General features: G+C 70.3%; 26 protein-coding genes. 12 read left to right on the forward strand and 14 right to left on the reverse strand.

The features are described 5' to 3' along the window. Window positions 1-34 precede the first annotated feature (34 nt). The 8 genes from OG844_RS18615 (at window position 35) to OG844_RS18650 (ending at window position 6,379) form a co-directional block, all read left to right on the forward strand. Window positions 35-877, forward strand: a complete 843-nt coding sequence (locus OG844_RS18615; protein ID WP_406391666.1) for a glutamate ABC transporter substrate-binding protein — start codon at window positions 35-37, stop codon at window positions 875-877. 97 nt (window positions 878-974) lie between these two features. Further along, window positions 975-1,640, forward strand: coding sequence for an amino acid ABC transporter permease (locus OG844_RS18620; protein WP_351167848.1), 666 nt, complete (start codon window positions 975-977; stop codon window positions 1,638-1,640). Beyond that, a complete protein-coding gene (locus OG844_RS18625) occupies window positions 1,637-2,548 on the forward strand; it encodes an amino acid ABC transporter permease (protein WP_406391667.1) in 912 nt (303 codons plus the stop codon). The genes OG844_RS18620 and OG844_RS18625 overlap by 4 nt, the downstream gene beginning before the upstream one ends. A 189-nt stretch (window positions 2,549-2,737) precedes the next feature. Next, entirely contained in the window at window positions 2,738-4,372 is a 1,635-nt protein-coding gene (locus OG844_RS18630; protein WP_406391669.1) for an FAD-dependent monooxygenase, read from the forward strand. Window positions 4,373-4,404: 32 nt separating this feature from the next. Next, window positions 4,405-4,491: a putative leader peptide gene (locus tag OG844_RS18635; RefSeq protein ID WP_311605579.1), complete on the forward strand. Its 87-nt coding sequence runs from the start codon at window positions 4,405-4,407 to the stop codon at window positions 4,489-4,491. Between the two features lie 75 nt (window positions 4,492-4,566). Next, window positions 4,567-5,118 (forward strand): cysteine dioxygenase, encoded by a 552-nt coding sequence (locus OG844_RS18640; RefSeq protein WP_406391671.1) that lies wholly within the window; start codon window positions 4,567-4,569, stop codon window positions 5,116-5,118. Then, window positions 5,115-5,522 carry a rhodanese-like domain-containing protein gene (locus tag OG844_RS18645; protein WP_406391673.1) on the forward strand — a complete coding sequence of 136 codons (408 nt, stop codon included), beginning with the start codon at window positions 5,115-5,117 and terminating at the stop codon, window positions 5,520-5,522. Before OG844_RS18640 ends, OG844_RS18645 begins: the two co-directional genes overlap by 4 nt. 221 nt (window positions 5,523-5,743) lie before the next feature. Further along, on the forward strand, window positions 5,744-6,379 hold the full coding sequence (locus OG844_RS18650; RefSeq protein ID WP_406391674.1) for a hypothetical protein: 636 nt from the start codon (window positions 5,744-5,746) through the stop codon (window positions 6,377-6,379). Between the two features lie 152 nt (window positions 6,380-6,531). Here OG844_RS18650 and recX read toward each other — a convergent pair whose 3' ends face one another. Both recX and recA read right to left on the reverse strand, forming a co-directional pair. After that, entirely contained in the window at window positions 6,532-7,224 is a 693-nt protein-coding gene (gene recX / locus OG844_RS18655; protein ID WP_406391676.1) for a recombination regulator RecX, read from the reverse strand. Between the two features lie 3 nt (window positions 7,225-7,227). Continuing rightward, complete coding sequence (recA, locus tag OG844_RS18660; protein ID WP_406391677.1) at window positions 7,228-8,355, reverse strand: recombinase RecA; 1,128 nt, start codon at window positions 8,353-8,355, stop codon at window positions 7,228-7,230. 268 nt (window positions 8,356-8,623) lie between these two features. On the opposite strand from recA, the gene OG844_RS18665 reads away from it, so the two are divergent. After that, entirely contained in the window at window positions 8,624-9,541 is a 918-nt protein-coding gene (locus OG844_RS18665; protein WP_406391679.1) for an SDR family oxidoreductase, read from the forward strand. A 50-nt stretch (window positions 9,542-9,591) separates the two neighbouring features. Here the strand turns inward: OG844_RS18665 and OG844_RS18670 are convergent, their stop codons facing one another. Beyond that, entirely contained in the window at window positions 9,592-10,713 is a 1,122-nt protein-coding gene (locus OG844_RS18670; RefSeq protein ID WP_406396180.1) for an AI-2E family transporter, read from the reverse strand. A 162-nt stretch (window positions 10,714-10,875) separates the two neighbouring features. Then, window positions 10,876-11,070, reverse strand: coding sequence for a DUF3046 domain-containing protein (locus OG844_RS18675; protein ID WP_356427076.1), 195 nt, complete (start codon window positions 11,068-11,070; stop codon window positions 10,876-10,878). 79 nt (window positions 11,071-11,149) lie between these two features. On the opposite strand from OG844_RS18675, the gene OG844_RS18680 reads away from it, so the two are divergent. Then, on the forward strand, window positions 11,150-12,064 hold the full coding sequence (locus OG844_RS18680; protein ID WP_406391681.1) for a hypothetical protein: 915 nt from the start codon (window positions 11,150-11,152) through the stop codon (window positions 12,062-12,064). A gap of 15 nt (window positions 12,065-12,079) precedes the next feature. Here OG844_RS18680 and OG844_RS18685 read toward each other — a convergent pair whose 3' ends face one another. The 3 genes from OG844_RS18685 to OG844_RS18695 are packed head-to-tail and all read right to left on the reverse strand — an operon-like array spanning window position 12,080 to window position 14,032. Next, the gene (locus OG844_RS18685; protein ID WP_351167777.1) at window positions 12,080-12,385 is read right to left on the reverse strand and encodes an AzlD domain-containing protein; all 306 of its coding nucleotides are present in this window, start codon (window positions 12,383-12,385) and stop codon (window positions 12,080-12,082) included. After that, entirely contained in the window at window positions 12,382-13,158 is a 777-nt protein-coding gene (locus tag OG844_RS18690) for an AzlC family ABC transporter permease (RefSeq protein ID WP_406391683.1), read from the reverse strand. The genes OG844_RS18685 and OG844_RS18690 overlap by 4 nt, the downstream gene beginning before the upstream one ends. 22 nt (window positions 13,159-13,180) lie before the next feature. Continuing rightward, window positions 13,181-14,032: an AraC family transcriptional regulator gene (locus OG844_RS18695; RefSeq protein ID WP_406391685.1), complete on the reverse strand. Its 852-nt coding sequence runs from the start codon at window positions 14,030-14,032 to the stop codon at window positions 13,181-13,183. A 102-nt stretch (window positions 14,033-14,134) separates the two neighbouring features. Here OG844_RS18695 and OG844_RS18700 point away from each other — a divergent pair, with 102 nt between their 5' ends. Both OG844_RS18700 and OG844_RS18705 read left to right on the forward strand, forming a co-directional pair. Next, on the forward strand, window positions 14,135-18,823 hold the full coding sequence (locus OG844_RS18700; protein ID WP_406391686.1) for a DEAD/DEAH box helicase: 4,689 nt from the start codon (window positions 14,135-14,137) through the stop codon (window positions 18,821-18,823). A gap of 66 nt (window positions 18,824-18,889) precedes the next feature. Beyond that, window positions 18,890-19,696 (forward strand): Fpg/Nei family DNA glycosylase, encoded by an 807-nt coding sequence (locus OG844_RS18705; protein ID WP_406391688.1) that lies wholly within the window; start codon window positions 18,890-18,892, stop codon window positions 19,694-19,696. Window positions 19,697-19,779: 83 nt separating this feature from the next. Here OG844_RS18705 and OG844_RS18710 read toward each other — a convergent pair whose 3' ends face one another. The 7 genes from OG844_RS18710 to rimO all read right to left on the reverse strand — a co-directional run bounded on the left by OG844_RS18710 (window position 19,780) and on the right by rimO (window position 24,498). Continuing rightward, window positions 19,780-20,010, reverse strand: coding sequence for a hypothetical protein (locus OG844_RS18710; RefSeq protein WP_406391690.1), 231 nt, complete (start codon window positions 20,008-20,010; stop codon window positions 19,780-19,782). Between the two features lie 279 nt (window positions 20,011-20,289). Beyond that, window positions 20,290-20,484: a CsbD family protein gene (locus OG844_RS18715; RefSeq protein ID WP_406391691.1), complete on the reverse strand. Its 195-nt coding sequence runs from the start codon at window positions 20,482-20,484 to the stop codon at window positions 20,290-20,292. 65 nt (window positions 20,485-20,549) lie between these two features. Continuing rightward, complete coding sequence (locus OG844_RS18720; RefSeq protein ID WP_406391692.1) at window positions 20,550-21,020, reverse strand: Dps family protein; 471 nt, start codon at window positions 21,018-21,020, stop codon at window positions 20,550-20,552. A gap of 197 nt (window positions 21,021-21,217) precedes the next feature. Continuing rightward, entirely contained in the window at window positions 21,218-21,601 is a 384-nt protein-coding gene (locus OG844_RS18725) for a helix-turn-helix domain-containing protein (RefSeq protein WP_069169097.1), read from the reverse strand. Between the two features lie 109 nt (window positions 21,602-21,710). Further along, entirely contained in the window at window positions 21,711-22,223 is a 513-nt protein-coding gene (locus OG844_RS18730) for a CinA family protein (RefSeq protein WP_406391693.1), read from the reverse strand. Continuing rightward, complete coding sequence (gene pgsA / locus OG844_RS18735; protein ID WP_406391694.1) at window positions 22,220-23,020, reverse strand: CDP-diacylglycerol--glycerol-3-phosphate 3-phosphatidyltransferase; 801 nt, start codon at window positions 23,018-23,020, stop codon at window positions 22,220-22,222. Before pgsA ends, OG844_RS18730 begins: the two co-directional genes overlap by 4 nt. After that, window positions 23,017-24,498 (reverse strand): 30S ribosomal protein S12 methylthiotransferase RimO, encoded by a 1,482-nt coding sequence (rimO, locus tag OG844_RS18740; RefSeq protein WP_351167757.1) that lies wholly within the window; start codon window positions 24,496-24,498, stop codon window positions 23,017-23,019. The genes pgsA and rimO overlap by 4 nt, the downstream gene beginning before the upstream one ends. Window positions 24,499-24,589: the final 91 nt, after the last annotated feature.

The raw sequence follows: 24,589 nt of genomic DNA on the forward strand, positions 1-24,589 counted from the left end.
ATACTCACATCGCGTCAACCCAGGGAATTTCACCATGCAGCTTCGTAAGATCACCGCCGCCTCGGCCGCCGTGCTCGCGCTCGCCCTCACCGCCACCGCTTGTGGTTCCGACGACAAGGACGACGCCGCGGGATCCGGCGGCGGCGAGAAGATCACGATCGGTATCAAGATCGACCAGCCCGGCATCGGTCTGAAGACGCCCGAGGGCAAGTACACCGGCTTCGACGTCGACGTCGCCACGTACGTCGCCAAGGAGCTCGGCTTCGACGCGAAGAACATCGTCTTCAAGGAGACGAAGAGCGCCGACCGTGAGACCGCGATCGAGCGCGGCGACGTCAAGTTCATCGCCGCCTCCTACTCGATCAACGACGAGCGCCTGCAGAAGGTCGACTTCGCCGGCCCGTACCTGCTGGCGCACCAGGACATCCTGGTCCGCGCCGGTGACGACTCGATCAAGTCCCCGGCCGACCTGAACTCGAAGAACCTCTGCTCCGTGACCGGTTCGACCTCTGCGGCGAACGTCAAGGAGAAGCTCGCCCCGAAGGCGCAGCTGCAGGAGTACGGCGGCTACTCCGAGTGCCTGACCGGTCTGGAGAACGAGGCTGTCGACGCGCTGACGACCGATGACTCCATCCTGGCCGGCTTCGCCTCGCAGGCCCAGTTCCAGGGCAAGTTCAAGCTCGCCGGCTTCAAGATGTCCAACGAGAACTACGGCATCGGTCTGAAGAAGGGCGACGCCGACCTCAAGAAGAAGATCGACGCCGCGCTCACCAAGATGGTCTCGGACGGTTCGTGGGACAAGGCGGTCGAGACCAACTTCGGCCCGGCCAACTACAAGAACGAGCCTGCCCCGAAGATCGGCAACATCGTCAAGTAAGACCCCCATTGCGGGCGGTCCGAAGCTGGGCCGATGAGGTGCGCCGCCGTCGAGGCGGCGCACCGTGCCCTCACCACACGCGGAAGCACGGGAGATCGTGTTCGACTTTCTTGAGCCCTACGACCTACTGGGGGCCTTCTGGGTGACGGTGAAGCTCACCGTCTACTCCGCCCTCGGTGCCCTCATATGGGGAACGCTGCTGGCCGGCATGCGGGTCGGCCCGGTCCCCCTGATGCGCGGTTTCGGAACCGCCTATGTGAACATCGTCCGCAACATCCCGCTGACCGTGATCATCGTCTTCGCGTCTCTGGGCCTCTTCCAGACGCTCAGGATCACCTTCGGATCCGACGACTTCAAGGTCATCAACTTCCGGCTCGCGGTACTCGCGCTCGCCCTCTACACCGCCGCCTTCGTCTGCGAGGCACTGCGCTCGGGCATCAACACCGTGCCTGCCGGCCAGGCCGAGGCCGCCCGCGCACTCGGGCTGAGCTTCACCCAGGTACTGCGCCTGATCATCCTTCCGCAGGCCTTCCGCTCAGTCGTCAATCCGCTGGCCAATGTGCTGATCGCATTGACCAAGAACACCACCGTCGCCGCGGCGATCGGTGTCGTCGAGGCTGCGTCGCTCATGAAGACCATCATCGAAGCAGAGGCTCAACTGATCCTGATCTCTGCCGTCTTCGCGTTCGGATTCATCTGCCTCACCCTCCCGACCGGGCTTGTCCTCGGCTGGGTGAGCAAGAAGGTGGCGGTGAAGCGATGACATCCGTCCTCTTCGACGCACAGGGGCCCCGCGCCAAGCGGCGCAACGTCCTGTACTCGGTCCTCTTCCTGATCGTCTTCGCCGGCGCGCTGTGGTGGGTCTACGACGGACTGAACTCGAAGCACCAGCTGGACTGGGTGAAGTGGGAGCCGTTCTTCACGAGTTCCCTGCCGTGGGAGACGTACCTCTGGCCGGGGCTCCAGAACACGCTCAAGGCCGCGTTCTTCGCCCTGATCATCGCTCTGCCGCTCGGGGCACTGTTCGGTATCGGTCGGCTCTCCGACCACCGGGCGGTGCGGGTGCCGTCCGGAATCGTCGTGGAGTTCTTCCGCGCCATCCCGGTCCTGATCCTGATGATCGCGGCGAACGCCGCGTACTCGGAATTCACGGACATCAGCAGCGACATGCGGCCGCTGTACGCCGTCGTCACGGGTCTCGTGCTGTACAACGCCTCGGTCCTCGCCGAGATCGTGCGGGCCGGAATCCAATCCCTCCCGCAGGGGCAGACGGATGCCGCCAAGGCGATCGGCATGCGCAAGGGCCAGACCATGCGGTACGTGCTGCTGCCGCAGTCGGTCACCGCCATGCTGCCCGCGATCGTCAGCCAGATCGTCGTCATCGTGAAGGACACCGCTCTCGGCGGTGCGGTGCTCACCTTCCCCGAGCTGCTCGCTTCGGTCCGTCCGATGAGCGCGAACTACGGCGCGAACACCATCGCGTGCTTCACCGTCATCGCGCTGATCTACATCGTGCTGAACTTCGCACTCACCTCGTTCGCGAGCTGGCTCGAAGGCAGGCTGCGCCGCGCCAAGAAGAGCACGGGCGCCGTGGTCGGCGTCGCGCCGGACGGTGGCCTGGAGACCATCGAGGCTCCGCCGGTCAAGTCGGACGGCACACGCGAGGTCTGACGGGCCATCGGTCAAGGATCCACTGGGGGGCGCCGGCGCAGTTGCCGCGCCCCCCGCCACGTTCCGTTGTCGCTTGACGCAAGCACCGGCAGTAGGTTGCATACGTTCTGTGATCGCGCCCCGAGCCTCCGCCGCCGCAACCCCTTCCTCCCTCACGACGTCGACCGTCAGCGCCGGAGGGTTCACACCGTGGACCCGGTGATCGTCGTCGGGGCCGGGCCGGTCGGCCTGGCACTGTCGCTCGCCCTCGCCGCCCAGGGCGTCCCCTCCGTCGTGCTGGACGAAGGGCCGGGCAACGACGAACCCCGTCCCGCCCGCACCGTGGTTCTGCGCGAGGACACCGCGGACCTGGTCGAACGGCTCGGGTGCGAGAGCCTCCACGAGGAAGGGCTGCGCTGGGCGGGGTGGCGCTCGGTGCGGCGCAAGCAGCTGGTGCGCGCGGTTCCGCTCGGTGACGCGCAAGGCCCTGTGCCGCTGCCCTCGCCCGTTCACCTTCCCCAGCACGCCCTCACCCAGGGTCTGCGGGCCGCAGCCTCCACGCAGCACCTGATCACCATGGTCCCGTTCAGCAGGATCGACACGCTCGAGCAGGACCCCCACGGTGTCACCGTGCACACCAGGGAGCCCGGTTCGACGTGGTGGCGCGGCAGCTATCTGGTCGGCTGCGACGGTGCCAGGTCCACCGTGCGCAAGCTCCTGGACATCAGGTTTCCCGGCCGTACGGCGGTGGAACGGCATGCCGTGGCCGCGCTCCGTGCCGAACTGCCGTGGCCCGACGAGGCCGTGCTGCACCGGGCGCCGCCGTGGCGCACCGGGGGTGCGGAGGTCACCGCGCGGCCCCTGCCCGACGGCGTCTGGCGGCTGGACTGGCTCCTGCCGCCTCGTGGTGAGCTCGTCACCCCTGACGCTCTGGTCGCCCGGATCCGTGACACCCTCGCGGGCTGGTGCGGCGAGACCCCGGCCTATGAGCTGCTGGACACCGGCGTGTACACGCTGCACCACCGCCTGGCCCTGCGCTGGAGGTCGAAGCGCGCCTTCCTGGCCGGCGACGCCGCCCATCTGCTGGGGGCTCTCGGCACCCAGGGGCTGGACGAGGGACTGCGGGATGCCGAGAACCTGGCCTGGAAGCTTGCGCAGGCCTGGCACCACGGCGCCTCCGAGCTGCTGCTCGACAGCTACCAGGCGGAGCGGAGGGCTGCCGTCGCCTCCCGGCTGCGCGCCGCCGATCAGTCGCTGCCGATACTGCGTGGCGGACCCGGCCTGCGCACGCTGGTACCGGGCAGCGGGCGCGGGCACGACACCCTGCTGGCCGATGGCCATCTGGGATGCGGCCCCCTGGGTGCGCCCCCCTCGTACGCCCAGTCCCCCCTATCACCTCAACGCGCCGGGGCGCACACTGCCGTGGGCACGCCCCCCGGTGCGCCGGTCGCCGACGCGCGGGTGACGGCTCCCGACGGGAAGACCGTGCGCCTGCGCGACCGGCTGGGGCAGGGGCATCTGCTGGTGATCCTGGTCGCACCGGGAACCGGGGTGTGGGACCGGCGGCATTGGCTGACCGCCGGGGTCATGCCCAGGCTCGTCGAGGCGGTGGACGCGCTGCCCGTGAAGGCCGAGCTCCTGGTGACCGAGAGCTATCCGGGTGCAACGGCGCACACGGTGCTGCTGGTCAGGCCGGACGGACACCTCGTGGCGGCGTTCAGCGGGGTCCGGTCCGCGGAGCTCTTCGCCGCGGCCGACGCGGCGCGCGGCGGTGCGGTCGACGCAGCTGACGACGACACGGGGCGTGCGCCCGCGTCCTCCGACCGGACGGCGGACGTCAATTGACCGTCTCACACGCACATGGTGTACTCCAGATCATGACCGACACCGATGTGCGCCTGTGGCGGAGGGTCCACATGGACCTCGTCCGCTATGCGGGCTGCGTGTGTCGCCCGTCCTGCTGAATCGCCGCGTCATGCCGCGCCGTGCCGCTTTCCGTACGGACGCGTGCCTCCAAGCGAACTCTCAGGACGGTCCCCGTGTCTGCACCTTCCCCCTCCGTACCCACGCCCGCGTCCGCCGTCGGCACCGCCACCCCCGCGCCGACGGCCACGGAACTCCTCCACTTCGTCCGACGTACCGCGGACGACGCCGCGCTCATCGCCTCGCTACCGCTCGATCCCGAGGGCCGCACCTGGCTCCGGCTCGACGGCCCCGGTGGCAGCGAGGCCTGGCTGATCGGCTGGCCGCCGGGTACCGGCACCGGTTGGCACGACCACGCCGAATCGATCGGCGCGTTCACCCTGGCCGCAGGTGCCCTCACCGAGCACTCGCTGGCCGCCCGGCTGCCCGCCGACGGCTGGAAGACCCTTGAGCTGTCGGACGGGATCGACCGGACCCGGCAGCTGGCGAAGGGCCGGGGCAGGGCGTTCGGCCGGCACCATGTGCACGAGGTGCTCAACAGGTCCGAAAACGAACACGCCGTATCGGTGCACGCCTACTACCCGCCACTGCCGCAGATCCGCCGTTTCAGCCGGACGGGTGCGGTGCTCCGCCTGGAGCAGACCGAACGCCCGGAGGACTGGCAGTGAGCAGCGCACAGGAGCAGCGGACGGAGCGGGTCGGGATCGACGAGCTGCTGGACCGGGTCCGGGCCGGCTACGAGCGCATCGGCCCGGAGGAGGCCGCTGCCGCGGCGGCGGACGGAGCGCTGCTGGTCGACATCCGTTACGCGGCGCTGCGCGAGGCGGACGGCCGGATCCCTGGCGCACTGGTCGTCGAGCGCAACGAGCTGGAGTGGCGGCTCGATCCGCAGGGGAGCCACCGCGCTCCGGAGGCCGTGAGCCACGATCTGCGGGTCGTGGTGATCTGCAACGAGGGGTACGCGTCGAGTCTGGCGGTCGATTCCCTTCGGCAGTTGGGACTGCACCGGGCCACCGACCTGGTCGGCGGCTTCCAGGCCTGGCGTTCCGCCGGGCTGCCGGTCGCTCTCTGACTCGCGGTCCTGGCAGCTGAACCTGTACGGGTGCCCGGTCCTCCGGCCGGACCCCACCATCGGTCGCAGTCCGGGTGAAGTCGGGGCAGGCCGCGCTGCCGCTCGCAGGACCGCATGGTGCCCCGACCCACCCGAACGCCGCTCCCGGGTGGAGCATTCGCCTCGCGCGACGGACATTCGCCTCATCACTGAGGATCGGAATGTACGGAGATGTCGCGCCGATGGAAACCGCTCGCCTCACCCCTGACCAGCTCGACACCCACGCCTCGCTGCTCCATGACACGCAGGTGTGGCAGCAGATCGTCACGGGCTGGGAGCGCACCGCCCCCGAGTCGGGCCTCCCGGCACCCACGCCGTCACCCTCAGCACCGTCCCGGCCCCCGGCCGACTGGCGGGATCTGCTGTCCGTGCCCGTCGACCGGCTCATCGACGACTCGCTGCGGGCGATGCCCGTCGCACTCCCCCGCGAGCGCCCTCTCCCGGGGCGGCTGGGTGCGGTCCTGCCGGAGCGCCTTCACGCGTGGCGCCGCATCGGGCAGCCTGATGTCCGCCCTTCCACCCATCTCGGCTACGCGCGGCAGATCCTGACCGAGTGGGGCTGGCAGAACACGCCGTACCGTCTGCGCAACGCCCGCGGTGCCCGCTGTGTGTGCGGGGCGATGCTGACCGCGCACAGGCTCGGCTACGGCTCCCTGGACACTGTGGACCGGGCGGGTGCCTGGCTGATCACCGAGCTGCGCTCACAGGGCTGGACCGGACTGATCGGCCCGTGGAACCGTTGTCCCGGGCGTACCGCCTCGGATGCGCTGGCCCTGCTCGACGCCACGATCCGCCGGGCATCCCTGGCCGGACACTGAGCCTGTGGGACCCTGAACCTGCCCCACGCCGGGCATGCGGGCCCGGAATCTGCCGCACGCCGCGGTCTGCGGGACTTCGGACCATGCACGCGCGGTGCCGATCCCCTCCGACACCGGCCGGCGACAGCCCCCTCCGCTACCGCCGACCACTCTCAGTAGGTCTCGTCCAGCCCTTCCGCGTCCTCGCCCTCCTGCTCGATCGCCTGACGGACCACGCGCAGGGCCATCCCCTCCCCGTACCCCTTGCGCGCGAGCATGCCCGCGAGCCGGCGCAGCCGCTTGTCCCGGTCCAGCCCCCGGGTGGAGCGGAGCTTGCGCGCGACGAGCTCCCTGGCGGTCTCCTCCTCCTGCTCGGCATCGAGCTGTCCGACCGCCTCGTCGATCAGCGCGGAGTCCACGCCCTTGGTGCGCAGCTCCTGCACGAGAGCACGACGGGCCAGCCCTCTGCCGTGGTGCCGGGATTCGACCCAGGCGCCCGCGAACGCCGCGTCGTTGATCAGCCCGACGTCCTCGAAGCGCGACAGCACTTCCTCGGCCGCCTCGTCGGGGATCTCCCGTTTACGCAGGGCGTCGGCGAGCTGCTTGCGCGTGCGCGGGGTCCCGGTCAGCAGCCTCAGGCAGATGTTGCGCGCCTGCTCGACCGGGTCGAGCGGTTCCCCCTTCCCGGCCCTCGACGGGGCGGGGGAACCGCTGCTTCTGGAACGGGAGCGGGAACGACGCCCCGCGCCCTCACCGAACCCGGTCCCCGGGCCGGAACCCGGGGGACCGTCTGCGGACTCTGCGGCGAATTCGGGGCAGGGACCCGTGCCGGCGGCGCTGTCCTGCCACTCCGTGCGTCGCGTCACGGCCTAGCTCTTGGCCGCCGCAGCCTTGGCGGGCTTGGCCTTGGTCGCAGGAGCGGGCACCGACTTCGCCGCTCCGTCGGCGGCACCCGCGGTGGCGGTCGCGTCGGCAGCGGGCTCCGTCGCCGGGTCCTTCGGCCGCACACCGATGCCGAGCTTCTCCAGGATCTTCTTCTCGATCTCGTTGGCGAGATCGGGGTTGTCCTTGAGGAAGTTGCGGGCGTTCTCCTTGCCCTGGCCGAGCTGGTCGCCCTCGTACGTGTACCAGGCGCCGGCCTTGCGGACGAAGCCGTGGTCCACGCCCATGTCGATCAGACCGCCCTCGCGGCTGATGCCCTGGCCGTAGAGGATGTCGAACTCGGCCTGCTTGAAGGGCGGCGCGACCTTGTTCTTGACGACCTTGACGCGCGTGCGGTTGCCGACGGCGTCGGTGCCGTCCTTGAGCGTCTCGATCCGTCGGATGTCGAGGCGCACCGAGGCGTAGAACTTGAGCGCGCGGCCACCCGTGGTGGTCTCCGGCGAGCCGAACATCACGCCGATCTTCTCGCGGAGCTGGTTGATGAAGATCGCGGTGGTCTTGGACTGGTTGAGCGCACTGGTGATCTTCCGGAGCGCCTGGCTCATCAGACGAGCCTGCAGACCCACGTGCGAGTCACCCATCTCGCCCTCGATCTCCGCACGGGGCACCAGGGCCGCGACGGAGTCGATGACGATCAGGTCGAGGGCGCCCGAGCGGATCAGCATGTCGACGATCTCGAGAGCCTGCTCACCGTTGTCCGGCTGGGACAGGATGAGGTTGTCGATGTCGACGCCGAGCTTCTTCGCGTACTCGGGGTCGAGGGCGTGCTCGGCGTCGATGAAGGCCACCGTGCCGCCGAGCTTCTGCGCATTCGCCACGGCGTGCAGCGTCAGCGTCGTCTTGCCGGAGGACTCCGGTCCGTACACCTCCACCACACGGCCGCGCGGCAGGCCGCCGACGCCGAGCGCGACGTCGAGTGCCGTCGACCCGGTGGGGATCACCTCGATGGGCTCGTTCGGCCGCTCACCGAGGCGCATCACCGCGCCCTTGCCGAATTGGCGCTCAATTTGTGCGAGTGCGGCGTCCAGCGCCTTCTCGCGGTCGTTACCTGCCATGGGTTCCACCCGATTTGCTTGAGTCGATCGCTTCACGTCAAAGACGCTAACCCCTGCCACTGACAATGGGCCTCGACGTCCTCCCGACCTGTGGACAACTCCACGGTCGTGCCCGGGAAAACCCGGCCGAAATCCAATGAGAATGGATGTTCGATTTTGGTGTCAAGCGCACCGCGCCGGGCCAGTACGGCCGAGAGTAGTGGCTTATAACAGCCAAGGTCGAACGAGTCAACGAAAAGTGACAGGCGCCATGCTAGGTTCCGGCGTCATGGAGATGCCTCCGAGTGGTCTGTCAGGGAAAGTCGCTCTTGTCGCCGGTGGTACACGCGGTGCGGGCCGTGGAATCGCCGTACAGCTGGGAGCGGCCGGAGCGATCGTGTACGTCACCGGACGCACCAGTGGTTCCGAGAGGTCGGAGATGGACCGCCCCGAGACCATCGAGGAGACCGCGGCGCTCGTCGACGAGGCAGGCGGACACGGCATCCCCGTCCAGGTCGACCATCTCGTGCCCGCCCAGGTCAGCGCGCTGGTGGCACGCATCCGCAGCGAGCAGGGTGCTCTGCACGTCCTGGTCAACGACATCTGGGGCGCCGAGATCGAGTGGGCCAAGACCGTGTGGGAGTCGTCCCTGGACACCGGGCTGCGCACGCTGCGCCTGGCCGTGGACACCCACGCGATCACCAGCCACTTCGCGATCCCGCTCCTCATCGCGACACCGGGCGGCCTGGTGGTCGAGGTGACGGACGGCACTGACGAGTACAACACCACCAACTACCGGGTGTCGTTCTTCTACGACCTCGCGAAGGCCGCGGTGAACCGGATGGCCTTCGCCCTCGCGCACGAGGTGGAGCCGCATGGGGCGACCGCGGTGTCGCTCACTCCGGGCTGGCTCAGGTCCGAGGCCGTGCTCCAGGCCCACGGCGTCACCGAGGCGAACTGGCGTGACGCCGTCGCCCACTCGCCCCACTTCGCCATCTCCGAGTCACCGGCGTTCGTCGGACGGGCCGTGGCCGCGCTCGCCCAGGATCCCGAAGTGGCTCGCTGGAACGGGGACTCGCTGTCGAGCGGCCGGCTGGCGCAGGTCTACGGCTTCACCGATCTCGACGGCAGCCGGCCCGACGCCTGGAGGTACCTCATCGAGGTCCAGGACCCCGGACTGCCCGCCGACGTCTCCGGCTACCGCTGAGCCGGCAGCCCGCGTCACCGGTCTGCGGCGCCGCCGATCGCAGCCCCGCGTCACCGGTCGCCGCGGCCCCTGATCGCACGGCGGATCCGTGACAGCACCGGCTCACCGCGGCGCCGGCCGTGGCCGCCACGCACCCTCGGGTCGTCCGTCACGGCGTAGCGCTTCACGTACGCGCCCAGGAATGCCTGGAGCGTCGCCACCGCCGGAATGGCGATCAGTGCACCGACCGCGCCCATCAGAGCGGTACCCGCGACCACGGATCCGAAGGCGACGGCGGGGTGGATGTCGACCGTCTTCGAGGTGACCTTGGGCTGCAGCACGTAGTTCTCGAACTGCTGGTAGACCACGACGAATCCGAGCACCCACAGCGCGTACCAGGGATTGACGGTGAAGGCGATCAGCATCGGCAGCGCACCCGCGAGGTACGTGCCGATCGTCGGGATGAACTGCGAGACCAGACCGACCCAGACCGCGAGCGCCGGAGCGTACGGCACTCCGAGGATCACCAGCAGGATGTAGTGCGCCACTCCGGAGATCAGCGCCATCAGGCCGCGCGAGTAGATGTAGCCGCCGGTCTTGTCGACCGCGATCTCCCAGGCGCGCAGTACCTCCGCCTGCCGGGCGGGCGGCAGTACGGAGCACAGCGCCCGCCGCAGCCGGGGGCCGTCGGCCGCGAAGTAGAACGAGAACAGGAAGATCGTCAGCAGCCGGAAGAGCCCGCCGAGCACCGTCGTGGAGACGTCGAGCACCCCGGTCGCGCTGTTCTGGACGTACTTCTGGAGCCAGTCCGAGTGGAGCAGGCTGTCCTGCACCTCGACCCGCGAGAGGGAGGTGTGGAAGGTCTCGTTGACCCAGTTGATCACCGAGTCGAGGTACTGGGGGAAGTCCTCGACCATGTCGACGATCTGGCCCGCGAGCATGGAGCCGAGCAGGACGACGAAGCCGACTCCGAAGATCAGCACACCGAGGGAGACCAGGAAGGTGGCGAGTCCACGGCGCATCCCGCGCGTCGCCATGCGGCTGACCGCCGGCTCGATGGCGAGCGCCAGGAAGAAGGCGATGAGTACGTTGGTCAGCAACCCGATGAGCTGGTCGAACGCCCAGCTGCCGAGCTGGAAGCACCCGTAGAGCGCCAGGGCGAGGATCATCGCGCGCGGCAGCCAGGCAGGCATCCGGACCGGACCGCTGCCGGTCGGTGGGGTCGGTGGCTCGGCGGGCGGGACGGGGGGTGAGTCGGGCTGCTGGATCTCGGCGGTCTCGTCTGTCGGTGCCACGGGACAAGTCTCGCTCACTCCGGTGACAGCGGATGCCCGCCCCGGTGCCGGACCTTGCGGTCAGCGCTTGTCGGCGGGGATGCCGACCGCCGAGCAGACCCCGCGCCAGACGTCCTTGGTCTCCCAGCCCGCGGCCAGTGCCTCGTGCACCGTCAGGCCTCCGAGCTCGGCCATCACGTGGTCGCGCGCGAAGGAATCCGCGTACCCCTCACCGAAGTGGTCCGCCATCCGCTCCCAGAAAATCGTCAACCGCATGCCTTCAGTATCCCGCTCCTGAGGGTGCAGCCGAGCCGGTACGCCCTACCGGCTGCGCTTTCCCCTCTACGGTCGGTCCATGGCTGGAACCGGAGCAAATTCCCTCGCCCGCGCCGAGCAGTTCATCTGGCTCACCGCACGTGTCCTCGAGCAGCGGCGGTTCGCCCACCACTTCCTGGACGGGGGTGCGGATGTGGTCGAGACCGCGCTCGCCGCCTATCTGAACGAGGACGGCGGCTACGGGCACTCGCTCGAACCCGATCTGCGCGGGCCCGTGAGCCAGCCGCTGCATACCGCTCACGCGCTGAGTGTTCTCGATTCGATCGGTCGTTGCACCGGTCTGCGCGTGGAACGGATCTGTCGCTATCTCACCGATGTGTCGACCAAAGAGGGCGCACTGCCGGCGCTCCACCCCTCTCAGCGCGGCTATCCCGCCGCCCCGTTCATCCCGGTCGTCGACGATCCGCCCGCCGAACTGCTGGCCACGGGCCCCGTCGTCGGGCTGCTGCACCGTAATCAGGTGTGGCACGCCTGGCTCTTCCGGGCCACCGATTTCTGCTGGACCGCCGTGGAAGCGCTGGAGCAGTCCCACCCCTACGAGATCGAGGCGGCCGTCGCCTTCCTGGACGGTGTCCCGGACCGGGCGCGCGCCGAAGCCGCCGCCGACCGTCTGGGGCGGCTGGTGCGTGAGCAGCGGCTGGTGGTGCTGGATCCGCAGCGGTCCGCGGACCACCCGGTGGCTCCCGGATACGCGCCCGGTGAGCACCACTTCCCGTACGACTACGCGCGTACGCCCGGGTCGCTCGCGCGCCGCTGGTTCAGCGACGCCGAGCTGGACCGTTCGCTCGATCATCTGGAGGCCGAACAGCAGGAGGACGGCGGCTGGCCGGTCACCTGGCGGCAGTGGGCACCGGGCACGGCTCTCGAGGGGCGCCCGATCGTGACGCTCAAGGCCCTGCAGACCTTGCGGGCGCACGGGCGCAGCCTCCGCTGATCCGCTGCCGACCGCCTATCCCAGGGCGCGCACCCCCGCGGTGACCACGACGGCGGCGCCGACGACGACCAGGAAGGGCGCCCGCAGAACGAGTGCGAGGGCCGCTGCGGCGAGCCCGGCAGCTCTGGCGTCCAGTACCAGTTGCTGTCCGTCGCCGAAGGTCTGCTGCGCGGTGAGGGCCGCGAGCAGCGCCACCGGCAGCAGCGCGGCCAGCCGCTGGACGACCGGTCGCTCCAGCACTCCGGCGGGAACCAGCAGCCCCGCGAGCTTGGCCAGATAGCAGCCGGCCACGGTGAGTCCGATGGCGATCCAGACGTTCATCGACGCTCCTCGGGCTCTTCTGCGGCGGTTTCGGTCTTCGCGGTCTTCCCGCGTCCCATCAGGAAGAGGACTACGGGTGCTGCCAGCGCGGACAGCAGCACGGGTACGCCGGCGGGCAGTACCGGCAGCAGCCCGAGGGCCAGCAGAACCGCGACGCCGGCCGTGACGCGCTCCGTGGTGCTCTTCAGCATCGGCGCGAGCAGGGCGAGGAACACGGCGGGGCTCGCCGCGTCCAGCCCCCAGGTGTCGGTGTCGCCGAGCGCCTCGGCACCGAGTGCGCCCACCAGCGTGGTCAGGTTCCACAGCACGTAGAGGGTGAGTCCGGTGACCGTGAAACCGATGCGCGCTGCCCGACGGGTGGGCTGGGGAAGAGTGACCGCGGTCGTCTCGTCGATGACCCAGTGGGCGGCGAAGGGCCGTACCGCGCGCGGCAGGGCGAGCAGCTGCGACAGCCGCAGCCCGTAGAAGGCGTTGCGTACGCCCAGGAAGAACGCGCCGGCCGCGGCGGTGTAGGGGTTGCCGCCCGCCGCGAGCGCGCCCACGAGGGCGAACTGCGAGGCGCCGGTGAAGACGAGGAGGCTGAGTACGCAGGTCTGCAGGAGGGTCAGCCCGGAGCCTGCCGAGGTGACCCCGAACGCGAAGCCGGAGAGCCCTACGGCCACGCCCACGCCGAGCGCGTCGCGGACGACCGCCGCGTCCGTCTTCTCCTCGACGGCGGGCGGGTTGCCGGCTATGACGCCGACACTTTCGGGGGGTGCTGTCTGTTCTGCCACGCCCGGAACGTTACGTGGCGAGTTACGTGCCGGTCTTGTACGTTCTTGCACGCTCGCGCCGGTACGCGCCCGGGGGCACTCCCACGATCCGGGTGAAGTGGCGGTTGAGGTGCGGCTGGTCGGTGAAGCCGACGGCCGTGGCGGCATCGGCGGGCGCGGTCCCCGCGTCCAGCAGCTGCCGTGCCCGGCGGACCCGGGCGTCGGTGAGCCAGGTGTGCGGTGGCATTCCGTACTGCTTCTTGAAGGCCCGGAGCAGCGCGAAGGGGCTGGTGCCGAGCTCGGCGGCGAGCGCCTCCAGGGTGGGCGGCCGCTCCATCCGCGCCTCCAGTGCCGCCCGCGCACGGGCTGCGTCGCCGGCGCCTGCGGAGCGGGGCGTACGCGTGGGCAGCACCCGGCCGTGGCTGTCCAGCAGCCGGGCGACCAGAACCCTCAGCAGGCTGTCGGCCGCGAGCGCGTTGCTCTCCTCCGCCGCCCGGTGGACCTCCGTGATCAGCCGGCCCGCCTCGGGGTCCGCCGTGCTGGTCTCGGCGAAACCGACGGTGCCGCGCAGGCTCGTCAGGTCGGCCGCGATGTCGTTGACCACCTGGGCGGACGGGTAGAGCGTGGCGTACACCCAGCCGTCGGGGTCTCCGGCGCGGGCGGTGTGCGGCACCTCCGGGTTGATCATGACCACGGTGCCCGGACCGGCGTGCACGGTGCCGTCGGGCAGCCCCACGTCCTCGATCCCGCGGGTGATCGTGCCGAAGACGTAGCCCTCGTGACTGTGGCGCGGGAAGGTGTGACGGACATACCGGGCGCGCAGCAGATCGAGCTCGGGCAGCTCGGCGTGCCGCCAGTACCTCGCCCATTCCTCCGTTGCTCCCGCTGCCGCCATGCTCGCATTCTCGCAGCTCCGGGCCGGTGCCCGCAGGTCCGCTCGGTGGACGTCAGGCACGCTCGGCGGCCGTTGTCAGTGGTGGGGTGCACGATGGGGGACATGGCCGGTTCCGCACTCGATTCGTTCTCACCCGCGACCCGCAGCTGGTTCACAGGTGCCTTCGACGCGCCCACCGCGGCGCAGGAGGGTGCCTGGCGTGCCATCGGCGAGGGTTCGGACGTTCTGGTCGTCGCGCCGACCGGTTCGGGCAAGACGCTCGCCGCCTTCCTCGCCTCGCTGGACCGGCTGGCCGCGGTCCCGCCGCCGGCCGAGGCGAAGAAGCGCTGTCGGGTGCTGTACGTATCGCCGCTGAAGGCTCTCGCGGTCGATGTGGAGCGCAATCTGCGCTCGCCGCTGACCGGGATCCGCCAGGAGTCGGTGCGTCTGGGGCTTCCCGAGCCGGAGGTGCGGGTCGGGATCCGCTCCGGCGACACCCCGCCGGCCGAGCGCCGTTCGATGGCGACCAAGCCGCCTGACATCCTCATCACCACCCCCGAATCGCTGTTCCTGATGCTCACCTCATCGGCCCGGGAGGCGCTCGCGGGGGTCGAGACGGTGATTCTGGACGAGGTGCACGCCGTCGCGGGCACGAAGCGTGGTGCCCACCTCGCCGTGTCGTTGGAGCGCCTGGACGAGCTGCTGCCGCGGCCTGCGCGTCGCATCGGGCTGTCGGCGACCGTGCGCCCGGTCGGCGAGGTGGCGCGCTTCCTGTCGCCGCAGCGGAAGGTGGAGATCGTCCAGCCTCCGTCCACCAAGGAGTTCGACCTGTCGGTCGTGGTTCCTGTCGAGGATCTCGGTGAACTGGGCGGCTCTCCCGCCACCGACGGCGGGGCGGACCAGGCGGAGAAGCCGTCGATCTGGCCGCATGTAGAGGAGCGGATCGCGGATCTCGTCCAGTCCCACCGTTCCACCATCGTCTTCGCCAACTCCCGGCGGCTGGCGGAGCGGCTCTGCAATCGGCTCAACGAGATCGCCTACGAGCGGGCAACGGGCGAAGCGATGCCCGAGGCCCACTCCCCCGCCGAGATCATGGCCGAGTCCGGGGCGGCCAAGGGTGCGCCCGCTCTGCTCGCCCGTGCGCACCACGGTTCGGTGTCCAAGGAGCAGCGCTCCCAGGTCGAGGAGGACCTCAAGGCCGGCCGGCTGCCCGCTGTGGTCGCCACCTCGAGCCTGGAGCTCGGTATCGACATGGGTGCGGTAGACCTGGTGATCCAGGTCGAGTCCCCGCCGTCCGTCGCCTCGGGGCTGCAGAGGGTGGGCCGCGCCGGGCACCAGGTGGGCGCGGTGTCCACCGGGGTGGTCTTCCCCAAGTACCGCGGCGATCTGGTGCAGGCGGCGGTGGTCACCGAGCGGATGCGCCAGGGAGCCATCGAGGCCCTGCGGATCCCGTCCAACCCCCTGGACGTGCTGGCCCAGCAGCTGGTCGCCATGGTGGCGCTCGACACCTGGCAGGCCGATGATCTGCTGGCCCTCGCCCGGCGGGCCGCCCCGTTCGCCTCGCTGCCCGAATCCGCGTTCACGGCGGTGCTCGACATGCTGGCCGGGCGCTATCCGTCCGACGCATTCGCTGAGCTGCGCCCGCGCGTCGTCTGGGACCGCGTCGCCGGTACGGTCACGGGCCGCCCCGGTGCCCAGCGACTCGCCGTCACCTCGGGCGGCACCATCCCCGACCGCGGACTCTTCGGGGTCTTCCTCGCCGGAGCGGACCCCAAGAAGGGCGGCGGACGGGTCGGCGAGCTGGACGAGGAGATGGTGTACGAGTCCCGGATCGGCGACGTCTTCACTCTGGGCACCACGTCCTGGCGGATCGAGGACATCACCAGGGACCGGGTCCTGGTCTCGCCCGCCCCCGGTGTCCCGGGGCGCCTGCCGTTCTGGAAGGGCGACCAACTGGGGCGGCCGCTGGAGCTGGGCCGCGCGCTGGGCGCTTTTCTCCGGGAGGTCGGCGGGCTGTCGCCCGAGGACGCCCGGCACCGGCTGCTCGCTGCCGGCCTCGACACCTGGGCCGCGGACAACATCCTGTCGTACCTGGACGAGCAGCGTCGTGCCTGCGGTCACGTCCCCGACGACCGGACCATCCTCGTCGAGAGGTTCCGCGACGAGCTCGGCGACTGGCGGATCGTGGTGCATTCGCCGTTCGGTGCCCAGGTGCACGCCCCCTGGGCTCTCGCCCTGTCCGCCCGGCTCGCCGAGCGCTACGGCATGGACGCCCAGATCATGCATGCGGACGACGGCATCGTGCTGCGGCTTCCGGACGCCGATCTGATGGGCCTCGATCTGCTCGACTTCGACCCGGTGCAGGCGGGTCCCGGACACCAGGCGGATCCCGAGTCCGGGCCGGGCGACGTGGCCCCGGGTTTCCCGGGTGCCGGCGGGTACGACAGTGAGCAGCCTCCCGTCGGCGCCACGGATGTGGTCTTCGACAAGGGGGAGATCAGCCAGGTCGTCACCGATCAGGTGGGCGGATCGGCCCTGTTCGCATCCAGGTTCCGTGAATGTGCGGCGCGTGCCCTCCTGTTGCCCCGCCGCAGCCCCGGGAAGCGCACACCGCTCTGGCAGCAGCGCCAGAGAGCGTCCCAGTTGCTGCAGGTGGCCTCCGAGTTCGGCTCGTTCCCGATCGTTCTCGAAGCGGTCCGCGAGTGCCTCCAGGATGTCTTCGACGTCCCGGGTCTCACGGAGCTGATGGGCGACCTGGAGGCACGCCGCATCCGTCTGGTCGAGGTGACGACCACCGAGCCTTCACCGTTCGCGCGCTCGCTCCTCTTCGGCTACGTCGCACAGTTCCTGTACGAGGGTGACTCCCCTCTCGCCGAGCGGCGTGCCGCCGCACTCTCGCTCGACTCCCACCTCCTGGCCGAGCTGCTCGGCCAGGCGGAGCTGCGCGAGCTCCTCGACGCCGATGTCCTGGACGAACTGGAGCGGGAGCTGCAGTGGCTGACGGACGACCGGAGGATCAAGGACATCGAAGGAGTCGCCGATCTCCTGCGCGTCCTCGGTCCGCTCACCGACGACGAACTGGCCTCGCGCGGTGCCGAGTCCGAATGGGCGCCCGAGCTCGCCTCGGCCCGGCGCGCGATCCAGGTGCGGATCGGCGGGTCCGCCCACTGGGCGGCCATCGAGGACGCGGGCCGGCTGCGCGACGCCCTCGGAACCGCGTTGCCCGTGGGCGTTCCCGAGGCCTTCACCGAGCCGGTGAAGGATCCTCTCGGCGACCTCCTGGCCCGCCATGCCCGTACCCACGGCCCGTTCACCACCACCCGGGCCGCCGCCCGCTTCGGTCTCGGCAGCGCTGTCACGGACGGCGCGCTGCAACGGCTCGCCGCGTCCGGCCGGATCGTGCAGGGCGAGTTCCACCCGGCAGGAATCGGACAGGAGTGGTGCGACGCCACGGTCCTGCGGCGCCTGCGCCGCCGCTCGCTCGCAGCACTCCGCCAGGAGCTGGAGCCTGTGCCGCCCGCCGCCCTGGCCGGCTTCCTCCCCCAGTGGCAGCACATCGGCGACAACAGCCTGCGCGGGATCGACGGACTGGCCCGTGCCATCGAGCAGTTGCAGGGTGCCCCGGTCCCCGCGTCGGCTCTGGAGAAGCTGATCCTGCCGAGCCGCGTCGCGGGGTACACCCCCGCGCTGCTCGATGAGCTGACGACCACCGGCGAGGTCGTATGGGCCGGCGCGGGCGCGCTGCCCGGGAAGGACGGCTGGCTCTCCCTCTATCCCGCGGACAGTGCGCCGCTGCTCCTGCCGCCGCCCCATCCGCTGGAGCAGACCGCGCTGCACGAGTCGGTTCTCACCACCCTGCGGGGCGGGTACGGCCTGTTCTTCCGGCAGATCGCCGATCAGGTCCGCGCCACCACCCACCCCGACTGCACCGATCCGCAACTGGCGGACGCACTCTGGGACCTTGTCTGGTCCGGCCGCCTCACCAACGACACCCTCGCCCCGCTGCGCTCGTTCCTGGGCTCGGGGCGCACGGCAGGATCCACCGCCCACCGGGCGAAGCGCAGTGTTCCGCGCGGTCGTTACGGCTCGCTGACCGCCGCCGCTCGTCCCGCGTCCCGCACCGGTCCGCCGACCGTCTCGGGCCGGTGGTCCCTGCTGCCCCCGGCCGAGCCCGAACCGACCCACCGCGCACACGCACTGGCCCGCACGCTCCTGGACCGCCACGGTGTGGTGACCCGTGGCGCCGTGCAGGCGGAAGGTGTCGAGGGCGGGTTCTCCGCGACGTACCGCATCCTGGCCGCGTTCGAGGACAGCGGCCAGGCACGCCGCGGGTATGTCGTCGAGGGCCTGGGAGCAGCCCAGTTCGCGATGGACGGTGCCGTGGACCGGCTCAGGGCGACGTCGACCGCCCGTGACCGTACGGACCCCGGGGCGACTCCCCCCGCGCTCGTTCTCGCGGCGGCCGATCCGGCCAACGCGTACGGCGCGGCCCTGCCGTGGCCCGATTCCCCGGACGGCGCAGGGCACAAGCCCGGCCGCAAGGCCGGCGCGCTGGTGGTCGTCGTCGACGGTGAGCTGACGCTGTACATGGAGCGCGGCGGCAAGACCCTGCTGGCATGGCCGACCGACCCCGCCGATCCCGCGCTTCTGGCTGCGGCCGAGGCGCTCGCGTCGGCCGCCCGTGCAGGGACGCTCGGCACGGTGACGGTGGAGCGCACCAACGGTGCCTCCTCCCTCACCTCCCCGCTGGGCCGCACCCTGGAGGCCGCCGGTTTCCTCGCCACGCCCAGAGGGCTGCGTCTGCGCGCCTGAAACCCCTCAGGTGACGGTGGCGGCCGGCAGTTCCCGTCCGTGCCGGGGGCCGCGCATCATGGAGACATGCCCGAAGGTGACACCGTCCTGCAGACCGCCAAGCGTCTCGACGCGGCGCTCGCAGGTCATGTGCTGACCCGCTCCGACCTACGGGTCCCACGGTTCGCCACCGCGGACCTGACCGGCCGTGCTGTGCTCGATGTCACCGCGCGGGGCAAGCATCTCCTCACCCGCATCGAGGACGGTCTCACCCTCCACAGCCATCTGCGGATGGACGGCGCCTGGCGCGTCTACGACGCGGGAGAACGCTGGCGCGGCGGGCCCGCACACCAGATCCGCGCCGTCCTGGCCACCGCGGAGCACACCGCCGTCGGCTACCGGCTCCCCGTCCTCGAACTGCTCCGCACCCGGGACGAGGAACAGGCCGTCGGCCACCTCGGCCCCGATCTGCTGGGGCCGGACTGGGAACCGCACACTGCTCTGAGCAATCTGCTCAGCGATCCCGCACGCCCTCTCGGGGAAGCGCTCCTGGATCAGCGCAACCTGGCCGGCATCGGCAATGTCTACAAGTGCGAGCTCTGCTTCCTGGCCCGCGTCACCCCGTGGCTGCCCGTAGGAGAGCTGCCCGTGCCCACGGCCGGCCGTCTGGTGACGACCGCCAAGCAGCTCCTCGAAGCCAACCGCGACCGCCCCACACGGACGACGACCGGCCCCGTCGCCTCTCTCGGCCGGGCCCCGACGCGGGAGCGGCTCTTCGTCTACGGCCGGGCCCACCGCCCATGCCTGAGGTGCCGCACGCCGATCCGGAAGGCGGACCAGGCCGACCGGCCCACGTACTGGTGTCCGCGCTGCCAGTCGGGGCCCACTCCTTAGGAGACGCCCGCCGCGGGGCCGGATCACTCCGCACCGCCCGCCGCGGGCCCGGGTCACTCCGCGCCGCCCGCCGCTGGCGGGAATCACTCCACTCCGAACTCACTGTTCTCACGACGGTGCGGCTCGGTCCGCTTCGCCGGGCGCCCCGGCCGGACAGTCGCCGTCACATGAACGGGCAGCAGGCTCAGCCCCCAGCCGCCGGCCGCCACCGCGCCCTCGACCGGTCCGGCGTGTTCCGGCGCCAGTAACAGGCGGAGCACGGCCCACCACCACGCTCCGCCGAGGGCGAGCACCAGCACCCACCGCCGCACCATGGCTGCCTCCTCCGGCCGACGCTGGACGCTAGTACGGCTCGATCCGCTGAGGGGAGGGCGCACTGGTGCACTACCAGCGTGCGCGGCGCGAACAGGACGATGACGCACGCTCTCCAGCGGGCCGCCGGGAAAGAGGGGTCAAACCGCGGCCCTCCCCGCAGTTTCCCCCGATACGGCCCCGCCTGCATCCCGCACCCCGGTGTGCCTGCCGACATGCGTACGCCCCCGCGACAGGAGTCAGCGGGGGCGTACGCGGCCTACGGGCCGCCCTGGCGAGGACTAGCGCCCGTCGCCGTCCGTCATCGAGTCCTTGGCACCCTTGGCGCGGTCACCGGCCGCGCCCAGGGCGTCCTTGGCCTTCGCCTTCGCCTGGTCGGTCTTGCCCTCGGCCTCCATACGGCGGTCACCGGTCACCTTGCCGGTCGCTTCCTTGGCCTTGCCCTTGGCCTTGTCCATGGCGTTCTTGTCACTCATGTCGACTCCTCACTCGTTCGCCGCCGACCGCTGACAACAGCTGCCGGCCGGTCGCCAGGCGCTGGTCAGGCACTCTCGGCTTGGAACATCCAGGCATGCTTCTCGAGATCCGCCGTCAGCGTGATCAGGATGTCCTGGCTGACGGGATCCGCTTCACCGGTCGCGTCGATCCGCTCCCGCATACGGTCGACGACCACACGGAGGGCGTCCACGAGTGCCCGTACCGCGTCCACGTCCTTGATCCAGCCCTCCGGAACGGAGTCGATGGCCGTGGTCTTGGCGAGGGTCCGGCTCCGCCCGTCAGGATTGACACCGACCGCTGAAGCCCTTTCCGCGACCGTGTCCGAATGCTGCCGCGCCGTGTCCACGACCTCGTCGAGCTGGAGGTGCACGGACCGGAAGCGCGGACCGACCACATTCCAGTGGACCTGCTTCGCCGCCAGGGAAAGGTCGACCAGGTCGACCAGGGCGCCTTGGAGTGCATCCCCCACGACCTTGCGGTCACTCTCCGACAAAGGACTCTTCACGACAGACATGCGATTCTCCGATCAGATTCTGTTCGGCGTGCCACCCGTCCACGATGGCACATATGTAATAAAACACTCATCGGGCGGCTGCTGCGAATTTTCGCCTCACTCCGCGCCTGCCCTGTGAACAGCCCCGCACACACCGAAAGCCCCGGCCGACCCATCAGGGTCGACCGGGGCTTTCGGTTCTCAATGAACCACGCAGGTCAGGCGGCGACGACATCCACCGCTTCCGCAGGCGCCTTGATTGTCACTCGTCCCGTCGGCACGCCTGCCACCGACGACACGGAGACTGAATTGAGCATTGGGCGTACCGGCACAGGCACCGGGTCGCTGGCTGCTGCCGACTCGGCCAGCTCTGCCAGAGACAGTTCATCGCTCACTTCACGCATGAGCTCGGACATCCGTACGTCAAGCGCGTCGCAAATGGCGGAGAGCAGCTCGGAGGATGCCTCCTTCTGCCCCCGCTCCACCTCGGAGAGATAGCCGAGCGAGACTCGGGCGGACGAGGAGACTTCGCGCAGAGTACGGCCTTGGCGCTGGCGCTGCCGACGCAGCACGTCACCAAGCAGGCGACGGAGCAGAATCATCGGTGGCTCCCTCCTCGGACCGCGTAGCCGCATCCTTCACGCCCCACCGTACCGCCTTGCGCTGCGGCCGTGCGGGGAGCGATGTCGTGTTCACTCAGGGCTGCAAACATCAATTCCCCCCGTTCTGTTCCGTATCCTGTGCCCCCGCGTTGTCGCCGAGTTCGCCGGAGAGCAGCTCGAGCAGGCTCCGTACGCTCTCTCTACGGATGTCCGCCCGCTCGCCGTTCAACCTCAGCTCGGCTACTTTCTGTACGCCACCGGGCCCGGAGACCGCCACATAGACCGTTCCGACGGGCTTGCCGTCCTGCGGCTCGGGCCCCGCCACCCCGGTGGTCGACACTCCCCAGTCTGCGCCCAGGGTCAGCCGTACGCCTGCTGCCATCGCGCGCGCGACGTCGGGGTCCACCGCACCGCGCTCGGCGAGAAGCAGCCCGTCGACGCCCAGGACGTCATGCTTCAGGGACGTCGCATACGCCGTGACGGACCCGCGGAAGGACCGCGAGGCGCCGGGTACGGAGGTGAGCTCCGCGGCGACCATGCCGCCGGTGAGTGACTCGGCGACGGCGAGTGTCTCGCCCCGTTCCACGAGCCGCCGCAGCACCCGGGCCGCCACGGCAGTCACCGCTCGGCCTCCGCAGCGCCCCGGCTGCCGCTCACGGGCTTCACGGCTACTCCGTCGGCTTCCGTGCCCGAAGCGCCGTGGCCCGTGCTCGAAGCGCAGTGCCCCGCGCCCGAATCCGCTGCCGCCGTGACCGCTTCCATGGCCGCGTACCGCTCCGCCGCAAGCCCCTGGCGCCTCAGCACAACGGCCTGGCGCACATAGTCGAGGCCGGTGACGACCGTCAGCACGACGGCGGCCATCATCATCCAGAAGCGCATCGTCGCCAGCGGCCCCGTCAGCACCAGGACGTACATCCCGACGGCTGTGCCCTGCGCCAGCGTCTTCATCTTCCCGCCACGGCTGGCCGGAATCACCGCGTGCCGGATCACCCAGAAGCGCATGAGGGTGATGCCGAGTTCCCGGAAGAGGATCACACCCGTGATCCACCACGGCAGATCCCCGAGCGAGGACAGGCAGATCAGCGCCGCGCCCATGATCGCCTTGTCGGCGATCGGGTCGGCGATCTTCCCGAAGTCCGTCACCAGGTTGTACGCGCGCGCCAGGTGGCCGTCGAACAGGTCGGTGATCATCGCCACGGCGAAGGCCGCCCACGCGAAGGACCGCCAGACCGGGTCGTAGCCTCCGTCGTGCAGGAGCAGCATCACGAAGCCCGGGACCAGCAGCAGCCGCACCATGGTCAGGATGTTGGCGATGTTCCACAGACCGGCCTGGTCGACGGCCGCCGTGCCCAGCTTGCCGCCGCGGGGTACCGGCGTCGCGCCGGAGCCGCCTGCCGCGGATGCCGGGAGTCCCGTCATCTGGCTGCCTCCGCAAGCTCGTGGTGTTCGGCCACGAGGTCCACTCCCTCGGAGCCCACTGCCTTTGCCTCGACCATACGGCCCGGCACGAGACCCTCGCGTGCGGTGAAGACGACCTGCCCGTCCGTTTCGGGCGCCTGGTGCGCGGCACGGCCCACAGCGACGGGGCCGTCCTCCTCGGACTCCACCGACTCGACGAGAACCTGAAGGGTCTCGCCGACCCGCTCCTCGGCACGCTGCGAGGTCAGTTCCTCGGCCAGCTGCGAGATGTGGGCGAGCCGCTCGGCGATGACGTCGGCGTCCAGCTTGTTCTCGTAACCGACGGCTTCGGTGCCCTCCTCGTCGGAGTACCCGAACACCCCGATGGCGTCCAGGCGCGCTCCGGTGAGGAAGCGTTCCAGCTCGGCGAGGTCGGCCTCGGTCTCGCCGGGGAAGCCGACGATGAAGTTCGACCGGGCACCGGCCTGCGGCGCCTTGCCGCGGATGGTGTCCAGGAGCTCCAGGAAACGGTCCGTGTCGCCGAAGCGTCGCATCGCGCGCAGCACTCCGGGGGCGGAGTGCTGGAAGGAGAGGTCGAAGTAGGGGGCGACCTTCGGCGTGGACGTGAGGACGTCGATCAGTCCGGGGCGCATCTCGGCGGGCTGCAGGTAGCTGACGCGGATCCGCTCGATCCCGTCGACGTCGGCGAGCTCCGGCAGCAAGGTCTCCAGGAGCCTGATGTCGCCGAGGTCCTTGCCGTACGAGGTGTTGTTCTCGGAGACCAGCATGACCTCCTTGACGCCCTGCTCGGCGAGCCAGCGCGTCTCCCCCAGGACGTCCGACGGACGCCGGGAGATGAAGGACCCCCGGAAGGAGGGAATGGCGCAGAAGGTGCAGCGGCGGTCGCAGCCGGAGGCGAGCTTCACCGACGCGACGGGGCTGGTACCCAGCCTGCGGCGCAGCGGTGCCCGCGGACCGGATACGGGCGCGAGACCCTCCGGGAGGTCCGCAGGAGCCGGCGTGACCTCCTCCTGGGCGTGTCCGGGCAGCGCGACGGCGGCGTCCTGCCGCTCGGCCGGGCTGATCGGGAGCAGCTTGCGCCGGTCGCGCGGGGTGTGGGAGGCGTGGATACCGCCGTTGAGAATGGTCTGCAGGCGGTCGGAGATGTCGGCGTAGTCGTCGAAGCCGAGGACCCCGTCCGCTTCCGGCAGCGCCTCGGCGAGATCCTTGCCGTAGCGCTCGGCCATGCAGCCGACGGCCACCACGGCCTGGGTTCTGCCGTGATCCTTCAGATCATTGGCTTCGAGCAGGGCATCGACGGAGTCCTTCTTGGCGGCTTCGACGAATCCACAGGTGTTGACGACGGCGACATCCGCGTCGGAGGCGTTCTCGACGAGCTCCCAGCCGTCCGCTGCCAAGCGGCCTGCGAGCTCCTCCGAGTCCACCTCGTTACGGGCGCAGCCAAGAGTGACAAGGGCGACGGTACGGCGTTCGGGCATGGGCTCAAGACTACTTTGTCCCGGCACTCGTCCTGCCGTGCAGGGTTCACTGCTACAGGGAGTGACCGAACACCGGGTGACGCGCAAGGAA

The organism is Streptomyces sp. NBC_00887, assembly GCF_045207585.1.